The sequence below is a fragment of the Janibacter sp. RAF52 genome, from assembly GCF_052114035.1.
In the GTDB taxonomy this organism is placed as follows: Bacteria; Actinomycetota; Actinomycetes; order Actinomycetales; family Dermatophilaceae; genus Janibacter; species Janibacter hoylei.
On the sequence record NZ_JBFRDY010000008.1, the window covers coordinates 59,248 to 80,621 of the forward strand.

19 protein-coding genes are annotated in these 21,374 nt (G+C 70.0%); 12 read left to right on the forward strand and 7 right to left on the reverse strand.

Translation table 11 applies throughout. The features are described from left to right. Positions 1-12 precede the first annotated feature (12 nt). Together AB4Y78_RS11645 and AB4Y78_RS11650 are read left to right on the forward strand one after the other, a co-directional pair. Positions 13-657: a phosphatase PAP2 family protein gene (locus AB4Y78_RS11645; protein WP_441714610.1), complete on the forward strand. Its 645-nt coding sequence runs from the start codon at positions 13-15 to the stop codon at positions 655-657. Further along, positions 654-1,628, forward strand: coding sequence for a UDP-glucuronic acid decarboxylase family protein (locus AB4Y78_RS11650; RefSeq protein WP_259909932.1), 975 nt, complete (start codon positions 654-656; stop codon positions 1,626-1,628). Before AB4Y78_RS11645 ends, AB4Y78_RS11650 begins: the two co-directional genes overlap by 4 nt. 112 nt (positions 1,629-1,740) lie before the next feature. Here AB4Y78_RS11650 and AB4Y78_RS11655 read toward each other — a convergent pair whose 3' ends face one another. The 3 genes from AB4Y78_RS11655 to AB4Y78_RS11665 all read right to left on the reverse strand — a co-directional run bounded on the left by AB4Y78_RS11655 (position 1,741) and on the right by AB4Y78_RS11665 (position 6,054). Next, the gene (locus AB4Y78_RS11655; protein ID WP_441714612.1) at positions 1,741-2,817 is read right to left on the reverse strand and encodes a glycosyltransferase family 4 protein; all 1,077 of its coding nucleotides are present in this window, start codon (positions 2,815-2,817) and stop codon (positions 1,741-1,743) included. Beyond that, a complete protein-coding gene (locus AB4Y78_RS11660) occupies positions 2,814-3,917 on the reverse strand; it encodes a glycosyltransferase family 4 protein (RefSeq protein ID WP_441714614.1) in 1,104 nt (367 codons plus the stop codon). Before AB4Y78_RS11660 ends, AB4Y78_RS11655 begins: the two co-directional genes overlap by 4 nt. Before the next feature lie 568 nt (positions 3,918-4,485). Next, positions 4,486-6,054, reverse strand: coding sequence for an oligosaccharide flippase family protein (locus AB4Y78_RS11665; RefSeq protein ID WP_259909935.1), 1,569 nt, complete (start codon positions 6,052-6,054; stop codon positions 4,486-4,488). 68 nt (positions 6,055-6,122) lie between these two features. On the opposite strand from AB4Y78_RS11665, the gene AB4Y78_RS11670 reads away from it, so the two are divergent. Beyond that, positions 6,123-6,992, forward strand: a complete 870-nt coding sequence (locus AB4Y78_RS11670) for a hypothetical protein (RefSeq protein ID WP_259909936.1) — start codon at positions 6,123-6,125, stop codon at positions 6,990-6,992. 9 nt (positions 6,993-7,001) lie between these two features. Here the strand turns inward: AB4Y78_RS11670 and AB4Y78_RS11675 are convergent, their stop codons facing one another. Then, a complete protein-coding gene (locus AB4Y78_RS11675) occupies positions 7,002-7,592 on the reverse strand; it encodes an acyltransferase (RefSeq protein WP_259909937.1) in 591 nt (196 codons plus the stop codon). Positions 7,593-7,636: 44 nt separating this feature from the next. On the opposite strand from AB4Y78_RS11675, the gene AB4Y78_RS11680 reads away from it, so the two are divergent. After that, a complete protein-coding gene (locus tag AB4Y78_RS11680) occupies positions 7,637-8,611 on the forward strand; it encodes a glycosyltransferase family 2 protein (protein ID WP_259909938.1) in 975 nt (324 codons plus the stop codon). Between the two features lie 258 nt (positions 8,612-8,869). On the opposite strand, the gene AB4Y78_RS11685 is transcribed toward AB4Y78_RS11680, so the two are convergent. Then, positions 8,870-9,592: a hypothetical protein gene (locus AB4Y78_RS11685; RefSeq protein WP_441714617.1), complete on the reverse strand. Its 723-nt coding sequence runs from the start codon at positions 9,590-9,592 to the stop codon at positions 8,870-8,872. A 327-nt stretch (positions 9,593-9,919) separates the two neighbouring features. On the opposite strand from AB4Y78_RS11685, the gene AB4Y78_RS11690 reads away from it, so the two are divergent. The 4 genes from AB4Y78_RS11690 to AB4Y78_RS11705 are packed head-to-tail and all read left to right on the forward strand — an operon-like array spanning position 9,920 to position 14,942. After that, positions 9,920-11,029, forward strand: a complete 1,110-nt coding sequence (locus AB4Y78_RS11690; RefSeq protein ID WP_259909940.1) for a glycosyltransferase family 39 protein — start codon at positions 9,920-9,922, stop codon at positions 11,027-11,029. A gap of 39 nt (positions 11,030-11,068) precedes the next feature. Further along, positions 11,069-13,384, forward strand: a complete 2,316-nt coding sequence (locus AB4Y78_RS11695) for a glycosyltransferase (protein ID WP_441714618.1) — start codon at positions 11,069-11,071, stop codon at positions 13,382-13,384. Next, entirely contained in the window at positions 13,381-14,406 is a 1,026-nt protein-coding gene (gene trpS, locus AB4Y78_RS11700) for a tryptophan--tRNA ligase (RefSeq protein ID WP_441714620.1), read from the forward strand. Before AB4Y78_RS11695 ends, trpS begins: the two co-directional genes overlap by 4 nt. Before the next feature lie 2 nt (positions 14,407-14,408). Further along, the gene (locus AB4Y78_RS11705; protein ID WP_259909942.1) at positions 14,409-14,942 is read left to right on the forward strand and encodes a 2'-5' RNA ligase family protein; all 534 of its coding nucleotides are present in this window, start codon (positions 14,409-14,411) and stop codon (positions 14,940-14,942) included. Here the strand turns inward: AB4Y78_RS11705 and AB4Y78_RS11710 are convergent. Together AB4Y78_RS11710 and AB4Y78_RS11715 are read right to left on the reverse strand one after the other, a co-directional pair. After that, positions 14,911-15,402 carry a MarR family winged helix-turn-helix transcriptional regulator gene (locus tag AB4Y78_RS11710; protein ID WP_259909943.1) on the reverse strand — a complete coding sequence of 164 codons (492 nt, stop codon included), beginning with the start codon at positions 15,400-15,402 and terminating at the stop codon, positions 14,911-14,913. The genes AB4Y78_RS11705 and AB4Y78_RS11710 overlap by 32 nt on opposite strands. Positions 15,403-15,467: 65 nt before the next feature. After that, a complete protein-coding gene (locus tag AB4Y78_RS11715) occupies positions 15,468-16,625 on the reverse strand; it encodes a glycosyltransferase family 4 protein (RefSeq protein WP_259909944.1) in 1,158 nt (385 codons plus the stop codon). Positions 16,626-16,809: 184 nt separating this feature from the next. Between AB4Y78_RS11715 and AB4Y78_RS11720 the strand changes: the two genes are divergently transcribed. From AB4Y78_RS11720 to AB4Y78_RS11735, 4 genes are all read left to right on the forward strand, one after another. Further along, the gene (locus AB4Y78_RS11720; RefSeq protein WP_259909945.1) at positions 16,810-17,781 is read left to right on the forward strand and encodes a glycosyltransferase family 2 protein; all 972 of its coding nucleotides are present in this window, start codon (positions 16,810-16,812) and stop codon (positions 17,779-17,781) included. Further along, a complete protein-coding gene (locus AB4Y78_RS11725) occupies positions 17,765-18,856 on the forward strand; it encodes a mannose-1-phosphate guanylyltransferase (RefSeq protein ID WP_259909946.1) in 1,092 nt (363 codons plus the stop codon). Before AB4Y78_RS11720 ends, AB4Y78_RS11725 begins: the two co-directional genes overlap by 17 nt. A gap of 67 nt (positions 18,857-18,923) precedes the next feature. Continuing rightward, the gene (locus AB4Y78_RS11730) at positions 18,924-20,120 is read left to right on the forward strand and encodes an amidohydrolase (RefSeq protein ID WP_259909947.1); all 1,197 of its coding nucleotides are present in this window, start codon (positions 18,924-18,926) and stop codon (positions 20,118-20,120) included. Positions 20,121-20,297: 177 nt separating this feature from the next. Next, positions 20,298-21,329, forward strand: coding sequence for a BMP family lipoprotein (locus AB4Y78_RS11735; protein WP_259909948.1), 1,032 nt, complete (start codon positions 20,298-20,300; stop codon positions 21,327-21,329). Positions 21,330-21,374: the final 45 nt, after the last annotated feature.

The window sequence follows — 21,374 nt, forward strand, 5'->3', positions numbered from 1 at the left end:
ACCGTCAGCGCGGTGCGGCGACCGCTGTGGTGGGCATCCGCATGGGCGGCGCTGTACCTCCTGCTCGTCGTCAGCCCGACCGGCCAGGAGTTCGACGAGTGGTTGCTGGGCCTCGTCCAGCTGCTGGGGCCCGGGCCTCTGGCGCAGCCCTGGCATCTCCTGGGGAGGCGAGTTCTGCCCGTCGGGCTCGTCGTGCTGGTGCTGGTCCTCGGCACACTGCGGGTGCGTTGTGACCCGTGGCAGGTGCTGCGGGTCGGCGTGCTCGTCGGCGCGAGCACCGGTCTGAGTCTGCTGCTGAAGCAGGCCCTGCCCCGCCCGCTCCACGGGCGCGAGCTCGGCTACCTCACCAACACCTTCCCGTCGACCCATGCGTCCGCGACGTTCGCTCTGCTGGTGGCCGTGTGGTGGCTCTGGCTGCCACGCCCGGTGTGGCTGCCCCGGCTGCTGTGCGCGGCGGTCGGCGTCGCCGCGCTCGGCAACGTCGTCGGTCATGCCCACCGACCCAGCGACGTGCTTGGCTCGGCGCTCCTCGTGGGTGTCGTGGCCAACACGCTTCGAGCGGCCACGAGCCGGCGGGCCAGCGGATACTCTGACGACGCCCACGACCGGTCCACCGAGGGCAGGGCGGGGCTCACTGGGAAGGATGGCTGCGCGTGAAGGCACCACATGGGGAGAGCCGGGCGCCTCGGCGGATGATGGTGACGGGCGGTGCGGGGTTCATCGGCTCGCACATCACCGAGCGGCTCCTCGACCAGGGGCACGAGGTGCTCGTCGTCGACAACTACTACTCGAGCACCCGCCGCAACCTCACGCACCTGCTCGACCACCCCAACATCGAGGTCATGCGGCACGACGTGACCTTCCCGCTCTACGTCGAGGTCGACGAGATCTACCACCTCGCCTGCCCGGCGAGCCCGATCTTCTACCAGCGCGACCCTGTCCAGACCACGAAGACGAGCGTGCACGGCTCGATCAATATGCTCGGCCTGGCCAAGCGGACCAAGGCGAAGATCCTGCTGTCGTCGACCTCGGAGGTCTACGGCGACCCGCAGGTGCACCCGCAGACCGAGGACTACTGGGGCAACGTCAACCCCGTCGGCATCCGCTCCTGCTACGACGAGGGCAAGCGCTGCGCGGAGACGCTCTTCTTCGACTACCGCCGCCAGCACGACCTCGCGATCAAGGTCGCGCGCATCTTCAACACCTATGGCCCGCGCATGCAGCCGGACGACGGCCGCGTGGTCTCCAACTTCATCGTCCAGGCCCTCGCCGGTGAGCCGCTCACGATCTACGGCGACGGCAGCCAGACCCGCTCCTTCTGCTACGTCGACGACATGGTCGACGGCCTCCTGGCGCTGATGGCGACCGACCACGAGGTCAGCGGACCGATCAACATCGGCAACCCCGTCGAGTTCACGATGATCGAGCTCGCCGAGCTCGTCCTCGAGCTCACCGGGAGCTCCTCGGCGATCGAGCATCGTCCCCTGCCCCACGACGACCCGGCGCGCCGTCGGCCGGACATCACCCGAGCCAACGACCTGCTCGGCTGGGCGCCGCGACACCAGCTGCGGGACGGCCTGGAGCGCACGATCGATTACTTCGCCGGACTGCCCGGCGGTTCGGCATAGACACCGGGGCAGGCCATCCCGCGTGGCTACTGGGTTCGCTCTCCGGTGACCTGGTCGGCGGGCATGCAGCGGTTCGTGGCACCCGATGTGAGCCGCGCGAAAGGTCAGAGAACTACCGCTGGGCAGTGGTTCTCGAGATGACGTCGTCCCACACCTGTGCGTGGCGTGCCGCGGCACGCTCCCACGACATCCCGAGTGAGCGAGCTCTGGCGGCCTGTACCTTCGCCCGGATCTCGGGCCCGCCGTCGACCGCCCAGATGACACCCTCGGCGAGCGACTCCGGTGCGCGGCCGACGAGCACGCCCGTCTCGCCGAGGACCTCGGGCAGCGCGCTGGCGTCCGTGGCGACGACTGGTACCCCGGCGGCCATGCCCTCGACCGCCGGAAGGCCGTAGCCCTCGTAGAGGGAGGGCATTACCAGCGCCGAGGCTCCGGCAAGCAGGCGTGGCAGGGTCTCGTCGGCGACCCGCCCGACCCTGATGGCGCCCTCCAGAGGAGCGAACAGTCCGTCTCGTCTGGGATGGGGCGGGCCCGTCAGGACCAGCGTGAGATCCGGTCGGCTCGACCGGATCATCGGCCAGGCTCGCGCAAGTCCCTCGAGGTTCTTGCGCTGGGAGGCCCCGCCTGCGGCGAGAACGTACGGCCCCTTCACGCCAAGCGCGTCGAGCTCGTCACACGAGAGCCGACGTGCGTTGGCGAACCGCGCGTGGTCGACGCCGTTGGGGATGACGATGGGGACGACGCCGAAGTGCTCGGCGATCTCGTCCGCGCTGAACTGCGAGACGGTGATGACAGCCGCGGCACGGAGGAGCTCGGCCCGCGCGGCAGGTGGGAAGGTGCCCTCGTCGGGGTAGCGCAGGGGGGCGATGTCATGCACGGTGACGATGTCCCCGCGTGGCGAAGGGGGCAGGGCGAGGTCCATGCGGTGCACCGGACCCCGACCGGGGTAGAGCCAGCGACCCACCTCGGGGCGTGTCCGCGGCCCCATCCTCTGCAGAACTCCCGAGGGGAGCCGGCGCGTGCCCGCGAGGGGAGACCGCAGCGAGCGGACGACGGTGCGGTGCAGGCGCGTCGGTCGGGGGAGGGCTGCCAGAGCCACGTCGGCACGGCTGTCGATGGCGTGCTCGTAGACCTGCATCCCCATGACCGTCTCGGACGCGGTGCGCGCCAGAGTCACCTCTCGCCTCATCGAGTCACCTCCGAGTACAGAGCGAGGTACTGGTCGGCGATGGAAGCCCACCCCAGCGTCTCGGCGTGTGCCCGGGCCACGTCCGGTGTCAGCGGCGCCTTGTGGGCAGCGCGGAGGGCCGCAGCTAGGGCGTCCACGTCGGTGGGGTCGACGCCGATCCCCAGGCCCCCCGTTGCATCGGCGAGTCCGCCGTTGGTGCTCCACACAACGGTCCGACCGGTTGCCATGGCCTCCACCGCGACGATGCCGAAGGGCTCGAGTCGGCTCGGTACCACGGCCACTCGGGCGCCGGCCAGCAGCTCCTGGACTCCCGCACGGTCCAGAGGGCCTACGAACTCGACGCCCTTGCCGGCCATCGCCCGCAACCGCGGAGTCTCGTCGCCCTCGCCCCCGATGCGCAGCGTGGCCTCGGGCAGATCGTGGCGCACGCGCGCGAAGGCCTCGATGAGCAGATCGAGACCCTTCTGCGGCACGTGTCGACCCCACGCAGCGAAGACGGGCGCATCGGGCAGGGGCGTGACCTCCCACTGGTCGAGGTCCACACCGTTGGGCACGACCGGGCACCCGACGAAACGTTGGGAGACCGACGCGGCGTCGTCGCCCGCGCGCCGTGAGCACGCGGTGATGGCCGCAGCCGCTCGGCCACCCAACCTCAGGGACAGTCGCATCAGCGCGCTGTGCTGGTACACCGCGTCTGCGTCCATCGTCACCTCGCCCTGCGTAGTGACGACTAGGGGAGTGCGGCGGCGACACCAGAGGGTGAGCGGCAGGACTTGGTTCGCGGGACACTGCACGTGTACCACGTCTGGCCTGGGGCCGATCGAGTCCAGCTCGCGTAGTTGGCGAGAGAGCTCGATGGGGTATCGGAGGAGAGGTAGCGGGTGCCGACCGGGTAGGTCCATGCGGATGCGGCGGACGGTGACGCCTTCCACCTCGTCGTGGACAGGCAATGAGTCGGGGTGACGGTGGACGACGACGGTCACGTCGTGACCTCTGCCTTGATACTCCCGTGCCAGTTGGAGCGTGAGCTCTTCCACTCCGCCGCGCGACGGGTGGAAAGCACTCGGGGCGAGCCAGATCCGCATGGGTCCAGTCAACATGAACGCGCCCGGTTCGAGTGCTCGGGGTGACGCGCTCGGACGTCGTGAGGCGTCGGCTTTCGGGGGCGAGGCCTGATCGCATCGTCCGACGTGACCACTGAAGTCCTTCGGGCCCCAGCCCTTCTGTGCTCTCTTCGCCGGGTCGTGACCCTGTCGCCAACCCTAGTTGGGACAGTTTCGAAACTCGTGCTCAGTCCGCCCACGAGCTTGAGGACTTCGTCCTCGGGTATGGGTTCAGCGACTGGGCTTTCCTGTGTCGCCGCAGCAGATTTACGCATCAGGGGTACCGCAGGGCCGTCCCAGCGTCGTGGCGGTACCCACTGGCGCACGTCGTGCCCGTCTTCGAGCAGCGCGTAGACTCGTGGATGAGACGCGAGCGCTTGTTGCGGGCTACATACCTGCCGGCGTCCATCGAGCACAAGGGCCCGGTCGGCACGCGGTATCCGACGTCGGCGGTTCGACAGCGGTTGCGGCGGAGGGTCCAGGAGCGAGTGGGAGCGTGGTTGGCTAGGACATTCCCTGCTGACCCGAGGTTCGCTCACTACGGACCGGACGATGCGCCGCTGAGTTAACGGCGGACATCATCGTGCCGCACCAGCGGGGCCAGAGCTTTGGATGCTGCGGGCACCAGGCGACCAGGGAGACTGCGGAGGACGGCTTCACGGTCTTGCGGCCGCAGTCCTGCCTTGGTCACCTTGAGGCCGATCCACAGGACGAGCGCGGACACGCAGCTGGCAAGAGTGGCTGTCACCAGCGGCCCAAGGTGCAGCCAATCGACTATGAACCAGGCCACTCCGCAGGCTACGGGCGCGGTCAGGACGGGGGCCAGCATGCGGGTCACTTCTCGTGGTGAGAGGTCCAACTCCCGACGCTCACTCTCCAGGACGACACCCAATTGGACCAGCACGGCACCGGCATTTGCCATGACGGCACCCCACATGCCCAAGAAGGGAATCAGTGCGATGGCCAACATGACGTCCACGCACAGGGCTGCTGCGTTGGCGATCAACAGGCGTCGCGCGGACAGCCGTGCCATGACAAAGGCCGAGATGGGCCCGGTGAGAACGCCGACGCCACCGACGAGTCCGAGCGCTAGAAGGGCGGGAGAGGCACCCGCGTACTCGCTCCCGTACAGAAGGGGCACCAGGACAGCGAGCGCCGGCAGAGCGATGGCCATGAGAACAGCGATGACCACGGAGACGGAGCGGAGTGCACGCTCGAATGCCTCGGCGACCTGAGCGGAGCCCACCTCCTTCAACCCCGAAACGGCTGGGATCAACGGTCCTGTCAATGCGTGAGCGGGGCCGAAGATGTGTGAGCTGACGCCGAAGGCGAGGGCGAAGAGCCCCACCTGCTCAGGGGAGGAGAGCCAGGTGAGGAAGACCACTTCGGTGCGGGAGAGGGCCAGGTCGCCGATCAGGGCCGCGACGCCCGTGGGGATGGCGAATCGCCAAAAGCCCGCCGGGAATCCCTTGGGGAGGCGTGGGCGCAGGACGGCGTGTCGGTAGACAGACGAGATGGCCACGAAGGCCATGGCGATCACGCCTGCGGACAGCACCACGCGCGCCGCCCAGACAGAGTCTGCGGTCCCCACCCACAGCACGGCGCTGACGACACCGGCCTGGACGAGGACGTTGGAGACCATGGCAATCCTCGCCGCCTCGGCGCTCTTGCTCTCAATCGAGAGCGTGATCGTCGCGCCGTCCAGTGCCGCTGGTACCCAGACGCCGAAGATCACGGACAGCACCAAGAGCGGGAGAGGGACATCCACGATGAGGACGACGAGGGCCGTGAGGATCGGGGCGACGACGAGGAGCCGAAAGCCCTGGGACGCCGACAGGATGTGTCGGACTTCGCTGGTTCTGCCAGCGGCATGGGCCCGAGCGCCGAACTGGATCATCGCTGAGGAAAGGCCTAGTGCGACGATGCTGCTGGCGATGCTGATCAGCGTGGTGAGGAAGGCCAGACGTCCGTAGCCCGCCGGGGCCAGCACTCGCGCGAGAAGAAGGTTGACCGCGAAGGCAACGGGTAGGGAGACGATGGTGTGGATCATCGTCCAGGCAACGCCCTTGACCGCCCGGTCCTGCAGCTGAGCGCTGTTGAGGCCCGTGCCTACCGATTCTGTCGGCTCCGTCATGCGTCATCTCCTCGCTGGGCTCCTGGAGCCACCGGTCAGTATGACGCGGAACTGGCAGGATGCCGCTCATGAGACCGAGGCTGGGGGCATACCTGTTGCCAGGCGACCCTGTGTGGCTGCGTTCCAGCCTGCGGCGCTACTACGAGTTTCTCGACGACCTCGTGGTGGTTGTCCCGGTGCCTGCGACTGGGTGGACTGGCCGACCCTTGCCGGTGGATCAGTGTCTGGACATCATTTCCGAGGTAGATGTCCGCGGGATTGCACGTCGGGTGGATGGACATTGGGAGGACCTCGACCAGCCGATGCGAGCCGACACAGCTCAGCGGCAGGCCGGACTTGACGCCCTCCGCGGGCGCGTCGACTGGGTGCTCCAGATCGACAATGACGAGGTGGTGCCGGATCCTGGCTTTCTCGTCGACTCGCTGCAGACGGTCGCCGACGACGTGGTCGGCATCGAGTGGCCGCTTCGGGTGCTCTACCGGCGTCTGTCCGACCGGACCTTCGTGGCTGTGGGCGGAGCAACCGGTGAACCTGTTGTCGAGTACCCCGGAACCACGGTTGTCAGGCCAAACGCGACGCTCGTCGACGCTCGGCGCCCCGGCGAGGGCAAGATCATCAGACATGTCGTGAAGGGCGACAAACAGTCACTGCAGATCGCCCGCCCACCCGGACCAGAGGAGCTGCGCGTCGAGGGTCTCGCCGTCGAACAGGTCATTCTCCACAACTCGTGGGGGCGGACCCCTGCTCAGATCATGCAGAAGACGCGCACTTGGGGCCATGCCTCTGGCGCGAGGGGCCTCGTGTACGTCGTGACTCGCTGGTGGCCGTCGCGATGGACGTGGCGGTGGCAGCGCAACCTGCATCCCTTCGCCGACGGGCTGTGGCCCCGGCTGGTCAAGGTCTCGGTGCCGGCCGAGTTGCTGGACCCCCAGGATTGACGATCCCGGTCAGACGAATCTCTTGGCGTAGCCCAATCGGTAACGCAGGTCGTCGGTGCGCTTGCGGATCGGTCGCGCGGGGTTGCCACCGACAACGGTGAACGGCTCGACGTCCTTGGTGACGACGGCGCCCGCCGCGACCACGGCGCCCTGACCAATGGTGACGCCGGGCAGGACGATGGCGTGGCTAGCCACCCATGCGTGATCCCCGATGGCCACTGGCCCGCCTGTTTCCGCGAAGGTGGGGGAGTGGACGTCGTGCTCTCGGGTGTAGATGTGCACTCGGCTTCCGAGATTGACGCTGTCCCCGATCGTCGGACCTGAGCGACCATCGAGGAAGCAGGTGTCGCCGATAGTCACGTTCTCACCGATGACGATGCGCTCCGGTGCGTAGAACTCCGCTCGCCAGTGAATTGCAGAGGACGTCGGCAGGCGCATTCCGTACCTGCGATAGATGATCTTGTGAGCACGGTGCGAGGGGATGCGGCCCACGCTGGTCAGCAATCGAAGCCGAAGGTCGCCCCAGACATCACGACGCCACGCCGCCGCCCGGAGAACAGGGGCAGGTGCATGGCGCTTCAGCGTGGCCTTGAGGGTCATAAAGGGTCCTCACGGGGTGGGCGGGTCTCCTCTAAGGTGTCACCGTGGCGGAGGAACACGGGCCTGTCGACGGAGACAGTGAAGACGCTGTTGTGGTTCTCAACTTCCACGGTCGCTCGGACACCGAGAAATGCGTCGAGTCGCTGGTTGAGGGCTCACCGGAGGCCCTCGTCGTCGTAGTGGACAACGGCTCGTACGACGGGTGTCTTGAGGCAGTGTCGCGACGCTGGCCGCAGGTGCAGACGCTTCAAAATCGGGAGAATCTCGGCTTTGCCGGCGGAATGAATACCGGCTTGAGATGGGCCTTGGATCGAGGCGCCTCTACTGTCACGGTCCTCAACAACGACACGATCACCCCTTCGGGCGCACTTCGCAAGCTCGCTGATGTTGCCCGACGGGGAAACGCCGTGAGTCCCGCCGTCGTGTATGCCGACGGTTCCGGTCGCGTCTGGTTTGCCGGCGGGACCGTCGATCCCCTAACGGGGCTTGCGCGCCACCTGTCTGAACCGGAGCTGGCAGCACTTCCGCCTGGTGACGATGGGCTGAGGCCCACCACCACGCTGGCTGGATGTTGCGTGACCGCATCCAAGGAGACCTGGCGGTCCGTCGGACTCTTCGACGAGCGCTTCTTCCTGAACTTCGAGGACTCGGACTGGAGCTTGCGGGCGTCGGCCGGCGGCGTCACGCTGGTCGTCGACACCAGCGTCACGATCCAGCACCGTGTGTCTGCCTCCTTCGCTGGGGCCTACTCGTACCTGGGGCTCTTCTATTACGCACGCAACGGACTCCTCTTCGGACGTGAGCGGGTGGGTACGACGCCGCGGCAGAGATATCGCTTCGTGCGACATCACGTCCTGCCCGTCCTAACCGCGACGTGGCGCAAGGGGGACCACCGCGCCGCGGTGCGGCGTGGCGTTGTTGTGGCCGCGGCGATCCTCGGGAACGCGCTCCGACTCTATGGTCGGGCACCTGCGTGGCTGGAGCGGCGCGCCGCTGCATGGGCATCACCAAGGGGCTGACTGTCTTCCTCGCACGAGGGAGTGTCGCGATTGTGGACCACGCCCCCCCCCACAGCTCTGTGGTGTGGGGGTCGAGTCACACGTGTCAGGCCCATGGGGACCCGCGCGGGCAGCGTCAGCCAGTGCACCCGCCGTGCCTGCGCCCCCGCGTTCCCGATCGCGCCCCTCCGGCATGGTTCCCCGCCATGGCGTCACAGTAGCGACCGAGCCAAGTGCCCGGCGCTCCGGGTCGCATCTCCGCAGGGCGAGGAGGGACGCTCAGCTGACGGCGACGGCAGGCGCGCCCGTGCTCTGCTCGGTCTGCGGTGCCATCCGAGCCCCGCTGCCCGAGTAGGGCCCCTGGGTGCCGTTGCGGCGCTCGAAGGTGAGCACCTGCGGGTTGCCGGCACCGTAGGGGTCGATGGTGATCCGCCGCTGCGTCCAGTAGGTCACGTCGTTGCAGCGGTCCGACGGCTGGGTGAACGACGCACGTGAGCGGAAGTGCTGGAGCCACAGTCGGCCGTTGCCGTCGACGTTGGCGGGGTTGAGCGCGCAGGACGGGGAGTTGCTGTAGATCCACGTGTAGGGGGTGTACAGCAGTCCGTCGCTCTTGGTCTGCGGGGTGCCGCGCGTCGGGTTGCCCCAGCAGCTGCCGTGACCGGGGGTGAGGTTGGTCCAAGTCGCCGTCTGGTTGCCGATGATCCAGTAGGTGATCTGGGGGTTGGTGATGACCGCACGGGGCTGGACGTCGTAGAGGTAGAGCCCCCAGGGAGCCCCATCCGGCGTGCTGCCGGCATTGCTGGGGTTGGAGTTCACCTCGAGCGTGTAGGAGCAGCCGCCCTGGGATCGGGGGCTGTTGAGGACCCAGCCATTGATGCCCGGGTCGATCCGCAAGGACGCGGCCAGACGTGGGGCCAAGGTCCCGACGCTGATGGTCGGCACCGCCCAGGCTGCGCCCTTGACGACGGTACGGCGGGTGGTGCTCGACGAGTTCTGCGACATTGCTCATTCTCCCAGGCAAGGTGTCGGCGAAGTGCCACGTGGAGCATAGCCCATGCCTACTATCACAGCGGGCTGGAGGTCATAACCCCTTCCATTCCGGATGTCGTTATGCAAATGGTCAGGAACTCACGTTGACCGATCCGAGGGCACCCGACGACTGGTGGGCCCCGTCCAATGCGCTGCGCATGCCACACTCCACCTGTGCGTCTTCGCAATCCTTCCTTGTGGTGCGGCGTCCTCTGCGCCGCAGCCCTCCTTCTTGCGTGGACGCTGGCAGTAGTGGTCCCGCCGGGGCTGCCCTATGACGAGCCCGCGCACCATGACAACGTGGCGTTCTACGCCGCTGAAGGTCGGTTGCCCGTGCTCGGGCAACCCGGAGTCGAGTACGAGGCCCAGATGGGCCCCGTCTACTACGTCATCGGGGCACTCCTGCTCCGGCTGACGGGGACTGGAGACGCCCCCTTCGCCGCACTCGAGTTGCTGCGCCTGGCCGGGCTCGCCCTCGTGCCCGTGCTCGGGTGGCTGACCTACCGATTGGCTCGCGATCTGGGGGCGCGTGACGGCTCGGCCGCGCTGGCCTCGGGACTGCTTGTCCTCAATCCCACCTTGCTGGCGGTCGCGGCTTCCGTGCAGAACGACTACCTCTGCCTCGTCGTTGCCGCGGTCGCTGCGCTCGTGGCACTGCCTGCGCTCCGCCGGGGCGGGACCCGCAGGTCGCTCGTCGTGGGAGCGCTGGTGGGGCTCGCGGTCCTCGTCAAGGTCTTCGCGGGCGCGCTGCTGGTCGGGTTCGTGGTGGCAGTGCTGCTGGATCGGCGACGCTCCCTTCGCCCACGGGTGCTGGACGCCGTGGCCGCCGCAGTCGGGACAGCCGTGGTGAGTGGGTGGTGGTTCGTGCGGAATCTGGTCCTCTACGGCGATCTCACCGGCGCCGCAGCGGTCGAGCTGACCGGGGTCTCCTTCGACCCACTGGCCTACGAGGGCATCGGGTCGGTCCTCGGGTGGGGGCGGTCCATCGTCTCCTACGCATTCGTCCCGACCGAGTACTACCGCAATGCCTTCGAAGCACCGGTCTCGGTCAAGGCCGCGGCGCTCGTGCTCACGGTGTGCGGTCTCGTCCTCGCGGTGACGGCGCTGGCGCGCAGGGCGAAGGGGAAGCGGGGTGCACAGGACCCGGCGGTGGTCTTCACGCTGACCAGCGTCCTCGTCGTCGTGGTGGTCTATGCCGTGGCCGCGTGGACGATGCAGGCGATCGCCCCCCGGCTCGTCGCCGTCGCGGCCCCCATGGCGCTCGCCCTGGTGGCCCGGTCCTCGCGGACCCGGCCCATGCAGGCGGCCCTGCTCGTGGTGCTCCTGGGCTGCCTGCTGCTGGCGTCGTGGCTGGTCTACCGGGTGTCGGCGCTTCCGCCGGACCCGGGCCTCTTCCCCTGGGGCGCCTGACCGCTCCGGTTGTCCGAGCCGGTCCATAGACTCCACCGCATGGGGGAGAAGCACCGACCGGTCCACGTCGCGATCCTCGACCACACCGCCCAGCTCGGCGGGGTCGAGCTGGCGGTCGTGCGCCTCATGGACACGCTCGCCGAGCGTGACGACGTCGACGCGAGGGTCATCCTCTTCGCCGACGGCCCCTTGGTCGGTCGGCTGCGCGAGCGCGGGCACGCGGTCGAGGTGCTGCTGCTCGACGAGGGCATCGGCACGACTACTCGTGAGCAGGCAGCGGGGTTGCGCACGGCGGCGCGCTCCGCGGTGGGGGCCGTCCCCTTCGTCCGGCGGTTGGCCGCGCGACTGCGGGAGCTCGACGTCGACGTCGTGCACACCACCTCGCTCAAGGCAGACCTCCTCGGCGTACCGGCAGCCCGCCTCACCCGTCGGCCGCTCGTGTGGCACGTCCACGACCGGCTCAGCCCCGACTACCTGCCCGCGCCGATCGTGCGGCTCATGCGCCAGGTCGCGACCTGGGGCCCGCAGCGGGTCGTCGCCAACTCCCGCGCCACGGCCGCGACGCTGCCGGGGGTCGACGTCACCGTCGCCCACCCCGGCCTCGTACCCGCGCAGATCGGGGTCACGCCGCGCCCTCTGCCGGCGCGGCCGGTCGTCGGCCTCCTCGGCCGGATCAGCCCGACGAAGGGCCAGCTGGAGCTCGTCCGCGCCGCCGCCCAGGTCGTGCGCCGCCACCCGGAGGTGACCTTCCGCATCATCGGCTCGCCGATGTTCGGCCACGAGGAGCACGAAGGGCAGGTCCGTCGCGAGATCGCCCGGCTGGTTCTCGACGACCACGTCGAGCTCGTCGGCTTCACCGACGACCCGGCCGCCGAGCTCGACGCGATGACCGTGGCAGTCCATGCGTCGCCGGTGCCCGAGCCCTACGGCCAGGTCGTCGCCGAGGCGATGGCCCGCGGTGTGCCGGTCGTCGCGACCGACGCCGGGGGAGTGCCCGAGATCGTCACCGGTGGCCCGGCGTCCGTCGGCTGGCTCGTCCCGCCCGGTGACGTCGACGCCCTGGCCGCCGCCATCAGCGCGGCCCTCGACGACCCCGACGAGGCCGAGCGCCGCGGCGCCGCGGGCTGGGAGCGCGCCCGGACCGACCTCGGTATCGGCCCGAGCACCGACACCATCGTGGGCGTGTGGCGCGAGGTGGCGGGTGCCCTTCGAGACGGCCGCGAACGGCCCCCTGAGGGAACGGGGTCCTCAGGGAACAAACGGCCACGGGTCGCGATCGCCCACGACTACCTCACCCAGCGCGGGGGAGCGGAGCGGGTCGTCCTCGCCCTGCTGCAGGCCTTCCCCGACGCGACCGTCCACACGACGCTCTACGACCCCGAGAGCACCTTCCCCGAGTTCCGCGACGTCGACATCAGGGTCAGCCCGCTCAACCGCGTCGGCCTGCTGCGACGCCACCACCGCGCGGCGCTGCCCTTCCTGCCCTTCGCCTCGAGCGCACTGCGCATCGACGCCGACCTCGTGGTCGCGAGCAGCAGCGGCTGGGCCCACGGGTTCCCCGCGACCGGCCGCACCCTCGTCTACTGCCACGCGCCCGCCCGCTGGCTCTACCAGAGCGAGCGCTATCTCGGCGGCGACCCGAGTCGCTCGCCGACCGGGTTGGCCCTGCTCGCTCTGCGTGCCCCCCTTCGCCGCTGGGACCGCCGCGCCGCTGCCCGCGGCGACGCCTACCTCGCCAACAGCCACGTCGTGCGCGAGCGCATCGGTGAGGCCTACGGCATCGATGCCGAGGTGCTGCCACCCCCCTTCGCCGTCGACACGACCGGGGAACAGGAGGCGGTGCCCGAGGCCGCCGACTGGGACGCCTTCCACCTCGTCGTCTCGCGGCTGCTGCCGTACAAGAACGTCGATCGCATCATCGAGGCCTTCCGGGGCCTACCGGAGAAGCTGCTCGTCATCGGGGCAGGTCCGCTCCTCGAGGAGCTGCGGGCCACCGCTCCGGACAACGTGCGCATCGCGACCGACCTCACCGACGCCCAGATGCGGTGGGCCTATGCGCGCGCCACGGCGCTCGTCGCCGCCAGCCACGAGGACTTCGGCCTCACGCCGCTCGAGGCGGGTGCCTTCGGCCGGCCGACGCTCGCGCTGCGTGCCGGCGGCTACCTCGACACCATCGCCGAAGGGGTCAACGGCGCCTTCTTCGACGAGCCGACCGCCGCCGCGATCCGGGCCGCCGTCGTCGCCGACCGGGGCCGCACGTGGGACCCCGCGGCCATCCGCGCCCATGTGGAGGCCTTCTCTCCCAAGCGATTCGTCGAGCGCGTGCGAGCCGCCGCGGACCGGCTGGCATCATGACCCCCATGACCAGCCCTGCACCTGACCGGCCCCGCATCCTCTCCGGGATGCAGCCCACGAGCGACTCCCTCCACCTCGGCAACTACCTCGGGGCGCTCGTCAACTGGGTCGGCCTGCAGGAGGACTTCGACGCCTACTACTTCGTCGCCGACCTGCACGCGCTCACCGTGCCGACCGACCCGGCCGACGTCACCCGTCGCAGCCGCGTCACCGCCGCCCAGTACATCGCCGGCGGCGTCGACCCCGAGCGCTCGGCGATCTTCTGCCAGAGCCACGTGCGCGAGCACACCGAGCTGATGTGGGTGCTGTCCTGCCAGACCGCATTCGGCGAGGCGAGCCGCATGACGCAGTTCAAGGACAAGACGGCCAAGGGGCTGGGCGCCAACGTCGGCCTCTTCACCTACCCGATCCTCATGGCCGCCGACATCCTCGTCTACGACGCGGCCCGGGTGCCCGTCGGCGAAGACCAGCGGCAGCACCTCGAGATCACCCGCGACCTCGCCGAGCGCTTCAACGCGCGCTTCGGCGACACGCTCGTCGTCCCCGAGCCGCACATCCTCAAGGAGTCGGCGCGGATCATGGATCTGCAGGAGCCGACGGCCAAGATGAGCAAGTCCTCGTCGACGGATAAGGGCCTGATCTCCCTGCTCGACGACCCCAAGCGCATCGCCAAGAAGATCCGCTCGGCCGTCACCGACGTCGACGGCGAGATCCGCTACGACGTCGACGCCAAGCCGGGGGTGTCCAACCTGCTGTCGATCCACTCGGCCCTGTCGGGCACGTCGATCGCCGACCTGGAGACCCACTTCGCCGGTCAGGGCTACGGCGCCCTCAAGCAGGAGGTCGCCGACGTCGTGGTCAGCGCCATCAAGCCCTATCAGCGCCGCATGGACGAGCTGATGTCCGACCCGGCCGAGCTCGACAGCATCCTCGCCAAGGGTGCGGCCCGCGCCGCCGAGGTCGCCTCGGCGACCCGTGACCGCGTCTACGACCGGGTCGGCCTGCTGGCGGCGAGGGGCTGACGGTGGCCGTGCACGGGGTGTCGATCGCGGTGCCCGAGCCGTGGAGTTCCCGCCTGCAGCAGCTGCGCGAGGACGTCGGTGACCCCTTCGCCCGGGCGATCCCGCCTCACGTCACCCTCATGCCGCCGACCGAGATCTCGCCGGCCCAGCTCGAGGGCTTCACCGCCCACCTGACGTCGGTGGCACGTCAGCACGGACCCTTCGCCATGCGTCTGCGCGGTACCGGCACCTTCCGCCCCGTGAGCCCGGTCGTCTTCGTCCAGGTGGCCCAGGGCATCCCGATGTGCGAACGGCTCGAGCAGGCCGTGCGCCGGGGGCCGGTCAGCCGTGACCTGGAGTTCCCGTACCACCCCCACGTGACCGTGGCCCACGCCATCGACGACGACGGTCTCGACCGGGCCTTCGACGAGGCCTCCGACCTCGACGCGGTCTACCAGGTCGACGCCTTCCACCTGTACGAGCACGGGGCCGACGGGGTCTGGCGGCCGATGGCCGAGTTCATCCTCAGCGGGGAGCGTCTGCAGCCCGCATCGTGAGGTCCCCCGAGGGGTCGAGGCTCTCGAGCAGGGCCCCGGCGATCTCGCCGAGCGCCTGCACCTGGTCGCGGCTCAGCCGGTCGAGGATCCGCTCGCGGACATAGGTGACGTGAGCCGGGGCTGCGGCCACGATCTGCTCCCAGCCGGCGTCGGTCAGGACCGCGTCGGTGGCCCGGGCGTCGGTCCCGCTGCGCTCGCGCGCCACGAGCCCGCGCTCCTCGAGCCGGCGGACCACGTGGGAGAGACGGGGCAGCGTCGCATTGGTCCGTCGGGCCAGCCACGACATGCGCAGCGTCCGCTCGGGCGCCTCCGAGAGCATCGCGAGCACCTGGTACTCGAAGTGCGTCAGGCCCGAGTCCTGACGCACCTGCGTGTCAAGACGCGACGGCAGGACCTCGGCCAGGGCCACGACCTGCAGCCAGGTGCGCATCTCGTCGTCGTCGAGCCAGCGAGGTTCCATGCCGGTGATCATCCCAGACAGCCCGGCCCGCCCGGGTGGTGCGGCCCACCCGGGTGGTGCGGCGGTCAGGCGGCGTGCGCCGAGGCAGCGGCCTCGTAGTGGCCGACGAGCTGCTCGGTGAGGCTGCTCCACGAGCGGTCCGCCACCATCGCGGGGCCGTGGTCGCCCATGGCCTCGCGCAGTGCGGGCGAGTCGACGAGCTCGGCGACCCAGCGGGCCAGATCACCGCGCACGTCGGGGGCGAAGAGGTAGCCGGAGCGACCGTGGTCGACGAGGTCGAGGGGGCCGCCCACCGCGGGTGCGACGACGGGCAGACCCGCGGCCGCGGCCTCCTGGAGGGTCTGGCCGAAGGTCTCCTTGGTGCCCGTGTGCACGAAGACGTCGAAGGTCGCGTAGGCGCGGGCGAGGTCCTCGCCGGTGCGCGGGCCGAGGAAGGCGGGGGGCAGGTTGGGGCGGCCGGGGCTCGTCGAGACCGCCTCGGCGAGCCGGGCGCCGAGCTCGTTGCGGCTCGGGCCCTCGCCGACGAGCACGAGGCGCGTCCCGGGGATCTGGGCCACCTCGGCCAGGCGGTGCAGCTCCTTCTCCGGGGCGAGGCGCCCCACGTACCCGAGCAGGACCTCGCCGCCCGGCGCCAGCGCCTGCTTGAGCGCGAGGGTCTCCGGGTCCTCCTTCCACGCCGGCGTGAAGAGCCGGGTGTCGACCCCACGCCCCCACAGCCCCGTGCGCGGGATGCGGTGGGCCCGCAGCTCCTCGAGCGTCGGCCGGCTCGGGGCGAGCGTCAGGTCGGCCCGCTCGTGGATCCTTCGGACCCACTCCCACGTCAGGGACGAGGCGCCGCGACCGATGGCCCCGGGCCCGTGCTGCTTGACGTAGTTGGGCATGTCGGTCTGGTAGATCGCGACGGTCGGCAGGTCGAAGGCCGCCGCATTGTGCAGCCCCCGGGCTCCGACGAGGAAGGGGGAGGCGAGGTGGACGACGTCGGGGCGGAAGTCGCGCAGCGCCCGGCGGACGGCACCCGTGGGCAGCCCCGCGCGGAAGCCGCGGACGGGGACGGCCGGGAGCGTGCGCACGACGTGCCCGGCGTACGTCGAGGGTGCCGGACCCGGGGCGATGATCATCGCCTTGTGGCCCTGCTCCCGCAGGTTTTCGGCCACCCGGCAGACGCTCGTGGTCACGCCGTTGAGGCTGGGCAGGAAGGACTCGGTCGCAATGGCAACTCGCACGTTGACCAATGTGGCGCGGCGCCACCCTTCGCCGGTGACCGTGAGGTGGGTGTCCGGTGAGCATCAGGTGACGACTTGACCTCGCCCGTCGTGCTCGCGCTCCGCGGGGCGTGCGGCACCTCCCTTCGCCGCCGACTAGCCTGAGGCTGCTCGTCCACCTGCTGTCCCGGAAGGCTCCTGACCCATGAAGGTGATCGTCCAGATCCCCTGCCTCAACGAGGAGACGACCCTTCCTCTCGTGCTGGCGACCATCCCCGAGCAGATCCCCGGTGTCGACGTCATCGAGACACTCGTCATCGACGACGGGTCGAGCGACCGCACCTCGGAGGTCGCGCGCAAGCTCGGCGTCACGCACATCATCCGGCACACCAGCCCCCGTGGGCTGGCCCGGTCCTTCCGTGACGGCGCCGACTTCGCCCTCGCCCACGGCGCCGACATCCTCGTCAACACCGACGGCGACAACCAGTACCCCCAGGAGCGCATCGGCGACCTCGTCCAGCCCATCCTGCGCGGCGAGGCCGATGTCGTCGTCGCCGACCGGCAGACGCAGACCATCGCACACTTCTCGCCCTTCAAGCGGCGGATGCAGGCCGTCGGGTCGGCGGTGGTCAACCGGGCCGCGGCCACCGACCTGCCCGACGCGGCGAGCGGCTTCCGGGCCTACTCGGCCGCGTCCCTCATGCGGCTGAACATCGTCACCGAGTTCTCCTACTGCATGGAGACGATCATCCAGGCGGGGCACAAGCGGATGTCGATCGTCTCCATCCCCGTGACCACCAACGAGAAGACGCGCGAGTCACGCCTCTTCACGAGCATCTGGCAGCACATGGCCAAGTCCGGCTCGGCGATCATGCGCTCCTTCATCATGTTCAAGCCGCACGCCTTCTTCGGCCTGCTCGGGACGGTCCTGCTGCTCCTGGGACTCATCCCCTTCGTGCGCTTCCTCGTCCTGCTCGCGATGGGTGACGGCGGCGGGCACGTCCAGTCGTTGATCTTCGGCACCGCCCTGCTCGTCGGCGCGCTCTTCTCGTACGCTCTGCTCATCATCGCCGACCTGCAGCGCACCAACCGGGTGCTCACGGAGGAGACGCTCGAGCAGCTGCGCCTCCTGCGCTTCGGCGACCAGAGGGGGGACCTCCGTGACGACGACGCCTGATCTCGATCGCTTCTGGGCCGTGGTGCCGGCGGGAGGCGCGGGTACGCGCCTGTGGCCGGTCTCGCGGGCCTCGTCGCCGAAGTTCCTGCACGACCTGACCGGCAGCGGCCGCACCCTCATCCAGGCGACCGTCGACCGCCTGCGGGTCCTGGCCGGCGAGCGGGTGCTCGTGGTCACCGGGGCCGCGCACGCCGACGCGGTGCGCGAGCAGGTGCCTGACCTCCCGTCGGACCTGCTCATCGCCGAGCCCTCCCCGCGGGACTCGATGGCCGCGATCGGGCTGGCCGCGGCCGTGCTCGAGCTGCGGGACCCCGAGGCGATCATCGGGTCCTTCGCGGCCGACCACGTCATCGGTGACCAGGCCGCCTTCGACCGGGCCGTGACCGAGGCCGTCGGCGTCGCCCAGCGCGACGACCGGCTCGTGACCATCGGCATCGAGCCGACCTTCCCCTCGACCGGCTTCGGGTACATCCAGATGGGTCCGCGGCTGCGGGCCCACCCGAGCGCGGCGCGGGTGCGTCAGTTCGTCGAGAAGCCCGACGCCCGCCGGGCCGCGTCGTACCTGGCCACCGGCGAGTTCCGGTGGAATGCTGGCATGTTCGTCGTGCGGGCCACGACCCTGCTGGACCTGCTGGGCCGCTGGCACCCCGAGCTGGCCGACGGGCTGCGCGAGATCGCGGCCGACCCCGCGCTGCTCGAGGAGCGCTGGGAGGGCCTGGAAAAGATCGCCATCGACCACGCCGTGGCCGAGCCCGCCGCCGACGAGGGTCTCGTGGCCGTCGTGCCCGGCGACTTCGACTGGGACGACGTCGGCGACTTCAAGTCGTTGACCGGGCTGCTGCCGCAGGGGGAGGGCGCGATGACCGTCGTCGGTGACCCGGCGCAGGTGCAGGCCGTCGACTCCGGCGGCCTGGTGGTCTCCGAGTCGGGACGCATGGTCGCCGTCGTCGGCCTCGAGGACGTCGTCGTCGTCGAGACCGACGACGCCCTGCTCGTCGCCAGCCGCGAGCGCGCCCAGGACGTCAAGCTCGTCGTCGAGGCCCTCAAGGCCTCCGGACGCACCGACCTCGTCTGAGGCACGCGCGCTCACGACGTGGCGCCTGCACCGCTGCCGACCGCGGCGTCGGTAGAGTCACCACGCCATGACTGCTCCTCTCGCCCCGACGCTCCTGCGCGTCATCGACGGACTCGTGCCCGAGCTCGTCGCCTTCCGGCGGGACCTGCACGCCCACCCCGAGCTCTCCTTCCAGGAGCACCGCACGACCGCCCGGCTCCGGGAGCGTCTCGAGGCAGCGGGTCTGGAGCCACGGTCGGTGAGCGAGACCGGGCTCGTCGTCGACCTCGGGGCGAGCGAGCCCCGGCGTCGGGTCGCCCTGCGCGGCGACATCGACGCGCTGCCGGTGCGCGAGCGCACCGGCCTCGACTGGAGCTCCACCGTCGACGGTGCCTGCCACGCGTGCGGTCACGACGTCCACGCCACTGCGCTGCTCGGGGCGGGCCTGGCCCTCGCCGAGGTCGCCGACGATCTGGCCGCCCGCCACGTCGCCGTCCGCCTGCTCTTCCAGCCCGCCGAGGAGCAGATGCCCGGTGGAGCGCTCAAGTTCGTCAGGGAGGGGGTCATGCAGGGGGTCGACACCGTCTACGCGGTGCACTGCGACCCCTCGCTCGACGTGGGCGAGATCGGTCTGCGCGAGGGGCCGCTCACCGCGGCGGCCGACCAGGTGACGGTGACCCTGCGCGGGCGCGGCGGCCACACGTCGCGGCCCTTCCTCACCGAGGACCTCACCTATGCGCTCGCCAAGGTCGTCACCGACGTCCCGGCCGTGCTCAGCCGCCGGGTCGACCCACGGTCGGGGCTCGTCGTCGTCTGGGGCCGGGTGTCCGCCGGCGAGGCGATCAACGTCATCCCGTCGACGGGGGTCGCCCAGGGCACCCTGCGGATGCTCGACATCGAGCTGTGGGAAAAGATCGGCCCGCTCCTGCACGAAGTGGTCGACGACGTCGTGCGCCCCTACGGCGTCGACGCGGCGATCGAGCACATCCGGGGCGTGCCCCCAGTCGTCAACGACCCCGGTGCGGTGGCGGCGCTCGGCCGCGCGACGATGGCGGCCGGCATGCGGCCGGTCCCCACCCCGCACAGCCTCGGGGGAGAGGACTTCGCGTGGATGCTCCACGAGGCCGAGGGCGCCATGGCCCGCCTCGGCACGCGCACCCACGGCGGTCGTACCTTCGACCTGCACCAGGGTGATCTCGTCGTCGACGAGGGCGCGGTCCGCAACGGCGCCACCCTGCTCACCCTCGCTGCGGCGGGGGAGTGGACGCGCGTCGAGCGCGACTGATCGACCGAGGGTTCTCCCTGCGTCCTCGGCCACGTCGTGGCGGTCTGGTCGCGGTCTCATAACAGTTGGTCCCACGGGCCACACGGGCCTGCTCCACATCGCATACCGGGACGTAGCATCCCTCGGATGGTAGGCGCCGACGTCTGCCGAGTACCCCTGCTCGAGAAGGAGAGCGCCTTGCGTCACACCGTGAAGGCCGCATCGATCATGTCCGTGGCCGCGCTGGCCCTGACCGCATGTGGCGGCAGCGATTCCGGCGGCGACGCCACCTCCGGGGAGGGCTCCGACGTCAAGGCCTGCCTCGCGTACGACGTGGGTGGCCGCGGCGACCAGTCGTTCAACGACTCGGCGGCCAAGGGCCTGGACCAGGCCAAGGAGGAGCTCGGCGTCGAGGTCGATGAGGTCGAGGCCAGCCAGGGCGAGAACGACGCGGCCCGCGAGGACCGCCTCAACCAGCTCGTCGACGCCGGCTGCACCAACATCATCGGTGTCGGCTACATCTACGCCAAGGCGATCGGCGGCGCGGCCAAGGACAACCCGGACGTCTCCTTCGCGATCATCGACGACGCCTCGGCCGACTCCGAGGGCAAGAACGTCGCCCAGCTCGTCTTCGCCGAGCACGAGGGCTCCTTCCTCGTGGGCGCGGCCGCGGCGCTGAAGTCCAAGAGCGGCAAGGTCGGCTTCATCGGTGGCACCGACGTGCCCCTGATCAACAAGTTCGAGGCGGGCTTCAAGGCCGGCGCCCAGGCCGTCGACCCCAAGATCGACATCCAGACCAAGTACCTGGCCGAGGACGGCTCGGGCTTCGCCGACCCGGCGAAGGGCAAGACCGCCGCCGAGGGCATGTACGACAAGGGCGCCGACGTCATCTACCACGCGGCCGGTGGCTCCGGCTCGGGTCTCTTCGAGGCGGCCAAGGCCAACAAGAAGATGGCCATCGGCGTCGACTCCGACCAGGCCAAGACCGCGGAGAAGGACGTCCAGGACGTCATCATCACCTCGATGGTCAAGAACGTGAACGTCGCGGTCTTCGACTACATCAAGGCCTCGACCGAGGGTGAGCCGCTCACCGGCCTCCAGGAGTTCGACCTCAAGGACGGCGGTGTCTCGTACGCCACCACCGGCGGCAAGATCGACGACATCACCAAGGACCTCGACGACTACAAGCAGCAGATCGTCGACGGGAAGATCACCGTCCCGTCCAAGTGACGCCGACCGGCACCCCGGGGCCCGTTCGCACGCACTGCGTGTGAC

Coding starts and splice junctions, on each gene's coding strand:
- AB4Y78_RS11655 (WP_441714612.1), bottom strand. CDS start 2,817: ATGAGGCGAGAGGTGACTCTGGCGCGCACCGCGTCCGAGACGGTCATG.
- AB4Y78_RS11660 (WP_441714614.1), bottom strand. CDS start 3,917: ATGTTGACTGGACCCATGCGGATCTGGCTCGCCCCGAGTGCTTTCCAC.
- AB4Y78_RS11665 (WP_259909935.1), bottom strand. CDS start 6,054: ATGACGGAGCCGACAGAATCGGTAGGCACGGGCCTCAACAGCGCTCAG.
- AB4Y78_RS11670 (WP_259909936.1), top strand. CDS start 6,123: ATGAGACCGAGGCTGGGGGCATACCTGTTGCCAGGCGACCCTGTGTGG.
- AB4Y78_RS11675 (WP_259909937.1), bottom strand. CDS start 7,592: ATGACCCTCAAGGCCACGCTGAAGCGCCATGCACCTGCCCCTGTTCTC.
- AB4Y78_RS11685 (WP_441714617.1), bottom strand. CDS start 9,592: ATGTCGCAGAACTCGTCGAGCACCACCCGCCGTACCGTCGTCAAGGGC.
- AB4Y78_RS11695 (WP_441714618.1), top strand. CDS start 11,069: ATGGGGGAGAAGCACCGACCGGTCCACGTCGCGATCCTCGACCACACC.
- trpS (WP_441714620.1), top strand. CDS start 13,381: ATGACCCCCATGACCAGCCCTGCACCTGACCGGCCCCGCATCCTCTCC.
- AB4Y78_RS11710 (WP_259909943.1), bottom strand. CDS start 15,402: ATGGAACCTCGCTGGCTCGACGACGACGAGATGCGCACCTGGCTGCAG.
- AB4Y78_RS11720 (WP_259909945.1), top strand. CDS start 16,810: ATGAAGGTGATCGTCCAGATCCCCTGCCTCAACGAGGAGACGACCCTT.
- AB4Y78_RS11730 (WP_259909947.1), top strand. CDS start 18,924: ATGACTGCTCCTCTCGCCCCGACGCTCCTGCGCGTCATCGACGGACTC.